The 12635-nt window shown below is 46.2% G+C and carries 9 protein-coding genes; 3 read left to right on the plus strand and 6 right to left on the minus strand.

Going from position 1 to position 12635, the window contains the following annotated elements; genetic code table 11:
• The first annotated feature begins 458 nt into the window (after nucleotides 1-458).
• Nucleotides 459-1940: a DEAD/DEAH box helicase gene (locus BM021_RS04405; protein WP_090719277.1), complete on the plus strand. Its 1482-nt coding sequence runs from the start codon at nucleotides 459-461 to the stop codon at nucleotides 1938-1940.
• Between the two features lie 216 nt (nucleotides 1941-2156).
• Here the strand turns inward: BM021_RS04405 and BM021_RS04410 are convergent, their stop codons facing one another.
• The 6 genes from BM021_RS04410 to BM021_RS04430 all read right to left on the minus strand — a co-directional run bounded on the left by BM021_RS04410 (nucleotide 2157) and on the right by BM021_RS04430 (nucleotide 10350).
• Nucleotides 2157-3521, minus strand: coding sequence for a hypothetical protein (locus BM021_RS04410; protein WP_090719278.1), 1365 nt, complete (start codon nucleotides 3519-3521; stop codon nucleotides 2157-2159).
• Between the two features lie 380 nt (nucleotides 3522-3901).
• Complete coding sequence (gene ppk1, locus BM021_RS04415; protein WP_256207770.1) at nucleotides 3902-6019, minus strand: polyphosphate kinase 1; 2118 nt, start codon at nucleotides 6017-6019, stop codon at nucleotides 3902-3904.
• Nucleotides 6020-6133: 114 nt separating this feature from the next.
• Nucleotides 6134-7285: a PQQ-dependent sugar dehydrogenase gene (locus BM021_RS04420; protein WP_090719282.1), complete on the minus strand. Its 1152-nt coding sequence runs from the start codon at nucleotides 7283-7285 to the stop codon at nucleotides 6134-6136.
• Nucleotides 7286-7412: 127 nt separating this feature from the next.
• Nucleotides 7413-7547: a hypothetical protein gene (locus tag BM021_RS15985; protein ID WP_256207765.1), complete on the minus strand. Its 135-nt coding sequence runs from the start codon at nucleotides 7545-7547 to the stop codon at nucleotides 7413-7415.
• 200 nt (nucleotides 7548-7747) lie between these two features.
• Nucleotides 7748-8146 (minus strand): hypothetical protein, encoded by a 399-nt coding sequence (locus BM021_RS04425; RefSeq protein ID WP_090719284.1) that lies wholly within the window; start codon nucleotides 8144-8146, stop codon nucleotides 7748-7750.
• 80 nt (nucleotides 8147-8226) lie between these two features.
• Nucleotides 8227-10350 (minus strand): TonB-dependent receptor family protein, encoded by a 2124-nt coding sequence (locus BM021_RS04430; protein WP_090719286.1) that lies wholly within the window; start codon nucleotides 10348-10350, stop codon nucleotides 8227-8229.
• Nucleotides 10351-10481: 131 nt separating this feature from the next.
• On the opposite strand from BM021_RS04430, the gene BM021_RS04435 reads away from it, so the two are divergent.
• The gene (locus BM021_RS04435) at nucleotides 10482-11291 is read left to right on the plus strand and encodes an SGNH/GDSL hydrolase family protein (RefSeq protein WP_090719288.1); all 810 of its coding nucleotides are present in this window, start codon (nucleotides 10482-10484) and stop codon (nucleotides 11289-11291) included.
• Nucleotides 11266-12624 (plus strand): beta-ketoacyl-ACP synthase II, encoded by a 1359-nt coding sequence (gene fabF, locus BM021_RS04440; protein WP_256207766.1) that lies wholly within the window; start codon nucleotides 11266-11268, stop codon nucleotides 12622-12624. The genes BM021_RS04435 and fabF overlap by 26 nt, the downstream gene beginning before the upstream one ends.
• Nucleotides 12625-12635: the final 11 nt, after the last annotated feature.

Raw genomic sequence — 12635 nt, forward strand, 5'->3', positions numbered from 1 at the left:
GAAGAGGACGAAGAAGACGAGAGCGAAGGCGCTAGTCCAGCCGTAGAAAGTGAAGCTCAGGGTGAAGATGACGATGAGGAGGAAGATGAAGAGTAGCTTAATTACTTACTCTGAGTTATTTTTCCTGAGTTTTAGTATCATTTTGGAGATATTTAATCTCTGCGGGTTCAATTCCCCGCTCCTTAGGGCAAAAGCTGGTTGAAAACCAGCAGATTGAAAAGCGCAGTTAATACCCCGCTGCTTGCGGCGGGGTGCTTTATTTCCAAATAATGGAATTGATAACGTAATCGAAAGAACCCGTACAAGAAGAATATTTGTACGGGTTCTTTTATTTTATTCAATTCAAAGTAGTTATTAGTTAACAGAGCAAAGAGCCAGAAGATCTTCGAGATCCTTATGACTTTAGGAGGATATAGCAAATTGAGCAAATACTTAGCAGGAGTAGTGAAATAAAAGATATGTCATTTGAGCAACTCGGTTTATCAATCGATTTATTGCGCGCTGTCTCTGATCAGGGATATGCTAAACCAACACCAATTCAAGAACAAGCAATACCAGTAATTTTGCAAGGCCACGATGTCATGGGTGGCGCCCAGACAGGCACAGGTAAAACAGCAAGTTTTACTCTTCCAATGTTACGAAGACTGGAGACTTATGCCAATAATAGTATGTCACCAGCAAAGCATCCAATTCGTGCGTTAATCTTAGTTCCAACCAGAGAGCTTGCTGTTCAAATATATGAAAATGTAAGAATATATGGAAAATATTCATTTCTCAAATCCGCCGTTATATACGGTGGGGTGAATATCGATGCTCAAATCGACACTGTTCGTTCAGGTGTAGAAATTTTGGTAGCAACACCGGGTCGATTATTGGATCACCTTCAGCAAAAGACCATAACACTGACTAAAGTAGAAATGTTGATTCTAGATGAAGCTGATCGGATGTTGGATATGGGCTTTTTGCCTGATATCAAACAGATTATTCAGCAATTACCTGAGCACCGGCAGAATCTGATGTTTTCAGCTACCTTCTCTGAAGAGATCAAAAAGCTCGCAAGTAAGATATTGAGAAAACCGATATTGATCGAAGTTGCAAAGCAAAATTCAGTCAATGAATTAATAACTCATATTGTTTATCAGATTGAATCTATAAGAAAACAGGAATTCTTAGTTTTCTTAATTAAGCAGAAGGACCTGCAACAGGCATTGGTTTTTACACGAACTAAACAAGGTGCAGATCGTCTGGTGCAGCAATTGAGCCGCCATGAGATCTCAAGCGCAGCGATACATGGTGATAAAAATCAGCTACAGCGCACTCAAGCATTGAATAGCTTTAAGCAAGGCCTTATCCGGGTACTTGTGGCTACTGATGTAGCGGCACGGGGTCTTGATATCGAAGAATTAACATATGTGATTAATTTTGAGTTACCGAATAATCCTGAAGATTATGTGCATCGTATTGGCCGAACAGGTCGAGCAGGAGCGAAAGGATTTGCAATTTCTCTAGTAAGTAAGGAAGAAAATAAGTTATTACTAGGAGTAGAGAAATTGCTTAAAACCAAAATTAGAACAGAGGAAATAAAAGAATTTGAATTAAAAAGAGCATCATCGCAAATTTCAGATAAAGATTCCGCTGAGAAAAGAAAATCAAAATATAATGCTCTAACTGCTCAAAGTAAGAAAACAATCTCCTCTTCGATAAGGCAAGGGGAAATAAGAGATTCTTTCAATGATGAAATAACTTGTAAAAAAACGAAGCGTATTGAAAAAGTTGAAGACCCATTATTCACACAACCCTATGTACCTAGAATTTCTGAGGTAAAAGCTATAGAGCAGGATGAGTTAAGCCAAAAAGTGGCATACCATAAAAAATTAAGGCAACCAAATAGACCGTTACCTGCCTTATTTATTTCACCGGTAATTAACAAACAAAAATAAAATAGGGTTCCATATTGGCTTAAGTTTATAACTTAATCTGTATAGATTTTATTCAGTTTCTCAAATTCTTACATCTCTTTGCTTTGAGCGGTAGATATTGATTGTATGAGTTGTTAGTTATAGAAGCGCTATCAATCATCAGTATGGACAGGCGCTTACTCTCTAGTATTCATATGTATCAGAGTAATAAGCGCCGCCAGCCTTACCGGTTACTCATTAGTCTGCTACTCCTCGGGTATTGGTACCCCCTTTTGAAGATGTTACTGTAACTACTGCTGGTGGCACTGGAATATTTGCCAGCACCAACTCATACCGACCAGCAGCGCCAGACTGGGTCATTTGATGAGCTGCCGAACCTATTTTCAGGGTAAGCACGGGAATATCGCCTGCAACAATCTTGTCGCTGGAAACGGCTACTACTTTTAGCGTTTGTGCTGATCTGCTCCAAGTGGCTGTTGTGATATTTACTTGATCGATGACATTGACGAGCTTAGTCGTACTGTCACCGCTAGCATTGGTGGCAACAATCTCTACCTGAGCAGGCATTGGATCGCTATTGGCTGCATTTAATGTAGCGCGTTTAAAGAACGTACTTTCCCCATCAAATGTCATGAGTCCATTTTGGCTAGCTTGTGGACCATTAAACGTCACGGTTGAAGTGGGTGGTGCTTTTACCCATGAATTGATACGGGACGTCGTTACGCCAGATGCGTTAGTGGAACGCAAGTAGCTTGTGCGTACAGGCTCAATTCCCGGTGGGGCACTCGACGGATCAAAAATTTTACCTTGGACTGAAAATAGATTAGTTTCCACAACATTACTACCGTTACCATCCAAGTCCACCCCGACCGGACCTTCGATGCGGAAGGAGTTAACACCGCAACGGCCATTCTTCACTTGGTGAGGAATATTGGGATCGCCCACATAACCAGCCGGTGCAGTCGGAGCGATGGCTGGATCCCATACTAAGAAAGGGCCGACTTCACTGGTTAACGCGGCGTCAAATGGGGCGCCGCCGCCAACATCGCGCGTTACATTAATCGCGCGAGGACCGGTCGTTGTAACGTTAAAGACTTCGTCGTCGCAGCTGGCTCCTAGATAGGGGTGCCGGACTTTATAGATGCCTTCACCGCCTGCAGGCACATCGATTCGGATACGGACGCGCCCAAAGGCAATTTGTTCGTTCGGCGCTGGATCTCCCGAAGCATAGGCTGCCTCCAATGCCAGCACTAAAAGAGCACCTCCGCCGCCAGCCAAATCTATATCAGCTTCAGCCGACCACCAGAACGCCTCTTCACCAAAGCCGCTCGCTTCGGAAACAGCATTGCCTGCTATGACGGGGTCATAGAAACATGGGCCAGTAGCGCCATCGCCATCTAAACACATCTGCAAGGCAAGGCCATTAGCATCGGAAAACCAGCTAGGAAAATGATGATTAGGATCTGCTATGCCTTTGCCAACCAGCGCTGATTTTGCTGGTGGTGATATGCTCAAGCCAATCAGTAGCACCATAAATGCGACAGCAATACTAAATTTTTTGCTTATGTTAATAGCTAATATTTTATTTTCTGACGGTTTCATATGATTCACCTTATAATTTTTTCAGGAAATAACGCTCAGTTAAATATTTTTTGTAATGTATTGGGCAGAGTAACTGAATGCTGAACATCAATTCTCGGACGATACCCGTTCGATAGTAGAGTTGCTAATTTAATAAGTAAAGTAGGATATTACTCATTATTATCTAAGTATTTACTTAGATTCGATAGCTACAATTTATTCGATTATTAATTCGATGAGTTTATACGTCAGCGATGACAATCAATAGCTGAGTAACAATTTTTGCGCAATTAATCTTCACTGCAGGGTTTATTGCATGAGTTGTCAGAATTATTGAATAATGGAGGTTCGAGACAGGTAAGTAAGGGAAATCCACAAAGTGGAGCCCGTAAATTTGGCTTCTAAGGTAAATCGCAATAATGTTCCAGGAGCTGTTGTTGTGCCGAGCGCGGTTTAGAGGTGCCTGGCTTCAGGTGCTTGTACGAGCCATCACTTTGCAGTAACCAAGCTTGCGTGTTGTCGGACAAATAACTGAGCAATCCATATTCGATGACGCTATCACTGGTGCGTTTTTCTTCAATCGGAAAGCATACTTCCACCCGGTAATACAGGTTACGTGTCATCCAGTCAGCGCTGGAACAAAATACCAGCTCTTCGCCACTATTGTAGAAATAATAAACGCGGGTATGCTCCAGAAAACGCCCTACGATTGAGCGTACACTGATATTTTCAGAGACGCCTTTAATGCCAGGGCGCAGGCAGCAGATGCCGCGGATGATCAGATCAATCTTGACGCCGGCCTGCGAGGCTTTATACAGTGCAGCAATGATTTCCGGATCAGCCAAGGCATTCATTTTGGCGATGATCCAGGCTTTCTTTCCTTTACTCGCAGCATCGATTTCTTTCTCGATATGGTTGAGTATGCCTTTATGCAGCGTGAAAGGTGATTGCAAGAGTTTTTTCAGTTTTCCTGCACGGCCCAATCCGGTCAGTTGATGAAACAGCTTGTTGACATCTTCACCAATTGCCTTGTCGCACGTCAACAGACCATAATCAGTATACACGCGTGCAGTTCGCGCATGATAATTGCCGGTTCCCAAATGAACATAACGGCGCAGCGCGCGGCCTTCCCTTCTGACCACCAGGATCATTTTGGCATGCGTCTTGTAGTTGACTACGCCATATACTACATGCGCCCCGGCCTGCTGTAATTCACTGGCCAGTTCGATATTGGCCTCTTCATCAAACCGTGCCCGCAATTCAATCACCACCGTGACTTCTTTGCCGGTGCGGGCTGCACCCTTTAATATTTCGACAATTACTGAATCAACGCCCGTCCGATAAAGGGTCTGCTTGATGGATAACACATTGGGATCAGCGGCGGCTTGGCGCAGAAAATCGATGACTGGCGCAAATGATTGAAAAGGATGATGCAACAGGATATCGCCATTATGCAGTGCATCAAAAATATTGGTATTCTTGAGCAAGCGTCTGGGTATGTCGGGCGTAAATCCGACAAATTTCAGTTCCGGGCGATCAACCAACTCACATATCGCCAGTAAACGTCCTAAATTGACAGGCCCCATCACCTGATAGAGATCGCTTTGCTGCAGTTCAAACTTTTGCAACAGAAAATGACTCAGATTATCCGGGCAATTATCCGCGACCTCCAGGCGCACCGCATCGCTGAATCTTCGGGAAGGTAATTCACCTTCAAGCGCACGCAGCAAATCGTCTATTTCTTCATCGTCGATAAATAAATCACTATCGCGCGTGACCTTGAATTGATAGCATCCGGTGACATTCATGCCTGGGAACAGATCACTCACATGGGCATGGATAATGGACGAGAGCATCACAAAATCATGATTTCCGCCACTATATTTTGCAGGAATCTGGATGACTCTCGGTAATGAGCGTGGTGCCTGTACGATGGCTAATCCTGAGTCTCGCCCAAAGGCATCTTTTCCATCCAGCGAGACGATGAAATACAGATTTTTATTCAATACTCTTGGGAAAGGGTGTGCCGGATCCAGGCCGATCGGACTCAATACCGGTAATACTTCATCTTTGAAATAACGATGTATCCAGCGGCTGGGCTGGGGTTTCCATTGCGCGCGGCGTAACAGTCTTATTTTATCTTTGGACAGTGCCGGTATAATCATATCGTTCCAAACGCGGTATTGTTCCTCGACAATCTGATGCGCTGTTTCACTGACACGTGCCAGCACTTCTGCCGGAGACAGATTGTCCGCGCCTGTTTGTGTCGAGCCATATTTAACTTGCTGCTTCAAACCGGCAACACGTATTTCAAAAAACTCATCCAGATTGGTGCTGGCGATGCATAAAAAGCGCAGCCTTTCCAGTAATGGCAAGCTTTCATCTTTTGCCTGCTCGATAACGCGCCGGTTGAATTCCAGCAGACTCAGCTCGCGATTGATATAAAGCGTGGGATTTTTGAGATCGATTGCATCCATTATTGACGACTGTTGGGATGTATTTGCATAAGGTAACGACAGATTCCATCTGTGTTAGGAAAAGATTGGCAGGAAAATATCTAACGCGCTTAATTCTAGCGTAGTTTCGGGTGGTATCGTGCCTTTTAACGATACAAATTTTTGCAAGCATTCAGATTACTTACGCTTCGGTGTTAGCTTTAGCTTCGGTGTTAGCTTTAACAATTTTCCATTTTCTTCGTCTGTCAACAGATACAATGCACCATCCGGACCTTGTTCCACATCGCGAAAACGTGCGGTATGCATCAATAACTGTTCTTCACCGAGAACTCTCTTTTCATCCGTCGATAATCTGGAAATCAGCTTGCCTGCTAATGCGCCGATAAATAAATTGCCGCGCCATTCCGGAAACTGATTGCCGGTATAAAACACCATGCCGGAAGGTGCGATGGAAGGTGTCCAGTAATAGAGGGGTTCTTCGAAACCCTGTTCGGCATGTTCATCTTTTATTGGCATAAAGTTGTAATGACTGCCATAACTTGCCTTGGGCCAACCATAGTTTTTCCCGGGTTGAGGAATATTGATTTCATCGCCGCCGCGTGGACCATGCTCATGAATCCACAGTTCGCCGGTTTTAGGATGAATAGCGGCGCCTTGAACACTGCGGTGGCCATATGACCAGATTTCCGGTTTTGCTTGTGGATGATTGACAAAGGGATTATCGGTGGGCACTGAACCATCAGGACGGATGCGGATGATTTTGCCAAAGTAATTATCCACTTGCTGCGCTTTATCCATATAGTCGCCACGATCGCCCAAGGTGATGAAGAGATTTCCATCAGGCGCAAAAGCCAGGCGCGAACCAAAATGTATTCCGCCCTCCGTTTTTGGCAATTGGCGGAATATGACTTGCAGGTTTTCTAAACCGCCATTGATCAATTCAGCTCTGGCAACCGCAGTGCTGGCTTTGGATCCTTCGGGTTCCGCGTAAGACAAATAAATGAGACGATTCTTGGAAAATTCCGGATCCAGCGCAACATCCAGAAGACCACCTTGCTGCTGATTAAACACGGCTGGGACGCCCTTAACCGGTTCCGACACGCGACCGTCTGGTGTGACAATGCGCAATTGACCATTGCGTTCTGTCACCAATATCTTGCCATCCGGCATGAAAGCCATGCCCCAAGGAAACTGTAACCCGCGGGCAACGAGCTTGATCTCAAATTCTGCCTGGATGCGCTGCGCTTGTGCAATGGATGAAAGGAAAAAACTGCCGCAGAGACAAGCGACTATAAAAATCCTGGTGACTTTGAATAATTTGAGTGCCATTTTATTTTTTACGGTGTTCTCGGATCATTAACTGTAACATCCCTGCAAGCCTGCCTCAACTACTTGGCGCTTGATGCCTGATTTGTTTCTGAAAGCTAAGGAAACGCTGATTAATTGACTGCACGGGCTAATCGCTTCGTTGCGCGGTACTCGCTTCCTCGTCTATCTGATTGATATGTCTCGGTTGCTGCGTTCCGTGCGCCTCGCGCTTCATCACGTTCGCCGAATTAATCAGCGTTTCCTTAGCACTCGGGATAGGCAAGAATATCAGAATCGATAAGGAATTTTGTCAGTATCGTGCGGTAATCGCCATTCATCCGGGTCAGTATAGATATAGGGACGGTCAAAATAATTGATGAAGCTGCTCTCCGAATTTTCCATATTCTGCAAGCCATGCCAAATACCAGGGGGGATGCTAATCAATGTTGGTCGCATGCGGCTGAGATGAAATACATCTCAATCTTACCCGTGTGGTTGAATCAGGGCGGTATCAAATAACACCAATTTAATCGAGCCGCTGGTGACAAAAATGGTATCCGTCTGGTATTCATGCACGTGCCAGGCGCTGATGGTATTGGCTCGCAGGATTACGTGAATAATGTGGCGTACCTGATCAGGACCGATTGCCCATTCCGGCCGGTAAAGCTCAGTGGTAACACCATTGCGTGTAATAATATTGGATATTTTCTTATGTGTCACACCTTTAAAAAAGTACTCACCAGCTTGCCATCCGCAGATGCTGTTTGTGGGTCCTTTTTTGTATCTTTCAACATTATTCAGTTCTCCACCTTTTTTAAGAACATTCATCACCAAAATAATCAGAATTAGGGAAAGTAGAGAAAGTTCAAGCCTGCTCACCATTACCTATTCATCCCGTTATAATTTTTTATCATATCTAATTAGCCGTTTTCTTTCTGAATAAATTTTTTCCATACAGATACTTAAAACACCACAATGCGTACACGTACACCACCAAATACATTGAGCGGCGGACCAGGTTCAAAATAGCGCCCGAACGCAGCATTGATCCGGGTATTGGCGTTGTATTGCGCATCGAACAGGTTATTGATACCGACAAACACGGAACCTTCAATCCATTTGCGTTTCGTCTCCCAGCCCAGCAGCAGTTGCCCCAGGTTATAAGCATGGTTGGTCGCGGTATTGGTGTCATTGACAAAAAACTCACCGACGCGCTGCACATGAATTTGCCCATAAAAGCCGAAAGGATGCGCATAACGCACCAAGCCTTCCCAGCGATGCTCAGGAATATCGGGAAATACATTGCCTTTCAGATTCACGTCATTGATCACATATTTCTCAAATTCAAAGTTGGAATAGGTGTAGCTGACCTCGCCGCGCAGGCCTTTCCATTCCGGGGTAGCTAAACGGGTTTCTACGCCAATTCGGCGCGATTGTCCGGCATTGCGAAAAAATGCCCTGCCTGGTGATGAGGGCAATTCAAATGGCGTAATCTCATCCCAGGTGCGAATAAAAAATATCGCCGTATCATATTGAAATCCGGCCGAATTGCCGCGGAAGCCGAGTTCGTTGCTCAGTGATGTCTGCGCATTCAGATTCGGATTGAATCCGCCTCTGCCGGCCGGATTATTGATCAACTCGGTAGTGGTGGGCGCTTCAAATACCGAAGCGACATGCGTATAAATCTGCTGCTGTTCCGTGAGGTGATAGACCAACCCAGCCGAGCCGCTGGCCTGCGATACCGTTCGGGAGCCGGATTGATTGCCGTCGGTTTTAAAGGTGTCTTTCACCTGATAATGCAACCAATCCCAGCGGCCGCCGATGACCAGATCGAGTTTATCCAGAATGTTCCATTCATTGCGGAAGAACGGTCCAACGCTTTGTACGCGCTCGATTTGACTTAAATTTAGTGCACCTCTTAAACCAAAATTGTTATTGAAACGCTGCCGGTTATCATTCTGTATGCCGTAATCGACGCCGATCAGGAAACGATTAGGTCGCTGAAACAGAATATGGTCGTTGACAAACTGCACCATCAACCCGCCTACCCAGCGATCAAACTGTACTTGCCCACCATCAAAAAACTGCAAGCGATTTTGGAAATCACGGTGCAGCAAGTGTGTGGTGACGGTAAACTCTTTTCCCGCGGAAGGCCTATTGCGGAAACGCACGCCCATTTCTTCCTGCCGGATTTCTTCACCGGCGTTGTATTCCACATTGCGTGCCGAAGCCTGTCTGGGATTGTCGCGCACTTCCGCGCTGGTTAAAGCCCCTGGATCCTTGGATAACGGAGAATAAAATTCTCGGAACACCAGCATCAGGTCAGAATTGCTACTTGTCTGGAAATTCAGTTTGGCCTGGGAGAATGTATTCTGCATCGCGCTATGATCGCGCCAGCCATCTTGCTGCAAATGCGAGCCGAAAATACCGTAACCGAACTTACCATGGCGGCCGCCCACAAACAGCTCGGATTTTAAGTAATCAAACTGACCAAACACCTGGCGCGGCATGACGACGAATTTTTCCTGCGGTGCTTCGCGCGTGGTAATGTCAATCATGCCACCCGAAGCATTGCCGTATAGTGAAGCGGAAGGTCCGCGCAGAATATCCATGCGTTCAATCAACGAAGGATCAATCGTATCCAATTGTGTTTGCCCATCCGGCAAGGTCTGCGGAATGCCATCTACGCGCATTTGAATGCCACGCACGCCAAATGGAGAGCGTGCGCCAAACCCGCGGATAGCGATGCGCAAATCCTGTGTAAAGTTAAACTGGTTCTGGAAGAAAACGCCAGGAGTACTGCGCGCGAATTCATCCAGCGTGGCGCCGGGTTGAAAGCCTTGCAGCGCATCGCGCTTAATCTGCGTAATACTGTTCGGAATCTGTGATGGTGAGCGCTCACTGCGGGTTGCGGTGATGTTGATGGCATCGAGTATGACGGGTTTTGATGTATCAGATTGTTGTGCCCAAGCAGGGCATGCAATTACAACGAAACCGGCCAGAATGGTTAAGTAATTGAGCGAAATAGAAACCCAGCCGAAATAACACTGGTGAGTGATGCTCGATGGTGCTTTAACAAAAGACATGCCGACGCAATTAGTTTGCTGATTGTTTAAAATATGATCTTTTCAGAAGGCCATGATATCGGTAATCATGCCATGATTGCGATTATGCTGATCAGTATGAAGATAAAAATACAAAAATAAATTCTGCGAGAATGGCTAATCAAACAGATAAAAATATTCAGTTACATCATTTAGAAAATCGAATTATCCTGCTCGGCGCAAGCAATCTGACTTTATCGTTACGCCTCGTTATCCATTTAATGCAGCAGCGGTTGGGTAGTCCGAGCGAAGTTCTGGTGGCTTCCGGGCATGGTCGTGCGTACGGGGTATTCAGCCAAATGCTGTTGCGCGGATTGCCGGGGATTGTTGCCAGTGGATTATGGCGGCAACTGGATGTGATGCAATTACGCCCATCTTATGCTTTGCTAACAGATATCGGTAATGATATTTTGTACGGGTTGATGCCAGAGCAAATTCTGCGACAGATGGAGTGGTGTATTGAGCAATTACAGCAACAGTCTGCGCAGATTGTGGTGACTAATCTGCCGATGGCTTCGATTGAAAGTTTGTCCAAATCTCTTTACACACTCTTTCGCAATATTTTTTACCCATTTTGCCGGTTGTCCAAGGAAGAAACGCTAAGCCGCGCCCGAGCGGTGTATCAAGGGCTCATCGATATGGCAGCGCGGCGGCATTTCAAGCTGTATGAACAGAAACCTGTCTGGCTTGGGTCGGATGGCATTCATGTACATTACTGGAAACGACGAGCATTTTATGAGGATATTCTTGCGCAGTTTTCCCTAACCGATAATAGTCATATGTGCATACAGAGCAAGGAGGAATTATTGCTAACCTGGCAGCGGCGGTCACACTTTGCCTACAAAACGATCTTGGGACGAGAAATACACTGCCCGCAGCCGAGCGGCCGGTTAGCGGATGGCACAACGATCTTCAAGTACTGATCAATGGTTGATGCTAGTAGCAGGTTTGACAGCCCATTCGGCTTTCAGTATATTCATAGCGCTGTCAAGAATGCTTTTAACGATATCCTGCCTAAAATCCTCTGTTCAGACTTATATGCGTGTAGTTGTTACTGGAATGGGTATTATCTCACCGATCGGTACTGGCATTGAGCAGTTCTGGAATGCAGCGATCAATGGAACGAGTGGAATAAGCAACATTCAATGCTTCGATGCATCCGGCCAGCGTTCGCGAATCGCCGGTCAAATTACTGGATTTGATCCTACTGCTTTTCTTTCAGCCAAACAGGTGGAACAGACCGACAGATTCACACAACTGGCGTTGCGCGCTGCCAACCTGGCGCTGGAAGATGCTGGTGGACTGGAAGGCTATGAGCCACGGCGTCTGGCCGTTAGTCTGGGCTCTGGCATGGGTGGGTTTTCAACGTTTGAATCCTCTGCGGCGCGCAAATTTCAGAATAAGTCCGCACCTCCTTTTACTGTTCCCCGCATCATGGCCAATTCCGCTGCTGCCTGGATAGCGATTAAGCATGGATTGAAAGGAGCGAATTTGACATGCAGTACGGCGTGTTCTTCGGCAGGCAATGCAATTGGCATGGGGCTCGATCTTTTGCGTACAGGAAAAGCAGATGCCGTAGTTGCCGGTGGTGCGGAAGCATGTGTATTGCCACTGACTATGGCTGGTTTTGAAGCATTGCTTGCGTTATCCACTGGCTTTAATAACGATCCGATGAGTGCATCACGGCCTTTTGCCAAAGGTCGCGATGGTTTCGTGATGGGGGAAGGCGCAGGCATACTGATTCTGGAAAAAGAAGAAGAAGCGCAGCGGCGCGGCGCAAAAATCTATGCCCGGCTTGCCGGCTATGGTTGCACCTGCGACGCAACACACATCGTGGCACCGGATATGGACGGGCAGGTAGCAGCCATGCAGGCTGCCATTGAGGATGCCGGCATGACGCCAGATAGGGTGGATTACATCAACGCGCATGCGACTTCCACGCCATTGGGAGATATTGTAGAAACGAAGGCGATCAAGCAGCTTTTTGGAGAGCATGCGCCTGAAATTGCCATCAGCGCCACCAAGTCGCTGATCGGACACACTATAGGTGCATCGGCTGCCATTGGCAGCATTGCCACTGTCATGGCATTGCATACGGGTACGATACATCCCACCATCAACCTTATGGAAGCGGACCCCGAATGTGATCTCAACTACACGCCCAACCAGGCTGTTCAGAAAAAAATACAAACCGGTGTATGTAATGCATTCGGATTTGGCGGCAATAATGCCAGCCTCATTTTTACAACCCTCTAAAAACCACAAGC

Origin of the sequence: Nitrosomonas sp. Nm166 (genome assembly GCF_900112825.1) — a bacterium.
Classification (GTDB): Bacteria; Pseudomonadota; Gammaproteobacteria; order Burkholderiales; family Nitrosomonadaceae; genus Nitrosomonas.

What these genes read in the sequence shown, in the direction of transcription:
- BM021_RS04430 (WP_090719286.1), bottom strand. Translation starts at nt 10,350, where the DNA reads ATGTCTTTTGTTAAAGCACCATCGAGCATCACTCACCAGTGTTATTTC.
- BM021_RS04410 (WP_090719278.1), bottom strand. Translation starts at nt 3,521, where the DNA reads ATGAAACCGTCAGAAAATAAAATATTAGCTATTAACATAAGCAAAAAA.
- BM021_RS04420 (WP_090719282.1), bottom strand. Translation starts at nt 7,285, where the DNA reads ATGGCACTCAAATTATTCAAAGTCACCAGGATTTTTATAGTCGCTTGT.
- BM021_RS04435 (WP_090719288.1), top strand. Translation starts at nt 10,482, where the DNA reads ATGGCTAATCAAACAGATAAAAATATTCAGTTACATCATTTAGAAAAT.
- BM021_RS04425 (WP_090719284.1), bottom strand. Translation starts at nt 8,146, where the DNA reads ATGGTGAGCAGGCTTGAACTTTCTCTACTTTCCCTAATTCTGATTATT.
- BM021_RS04405 (WP_090719277.1), top strand. Translation starts at nt 459, where the DNA reads ATGTCATTTGAGCAACTCGGTTTATCAATCGATTTATTGCGCGCTGTC.
- fabF (WP_256207766.1), top strand. Translation starts at nt 11,266, where the DNA reads ATGGCACAACGATCTTCAAGTACTGATCAATGGTTGATGCTAGTAGCA.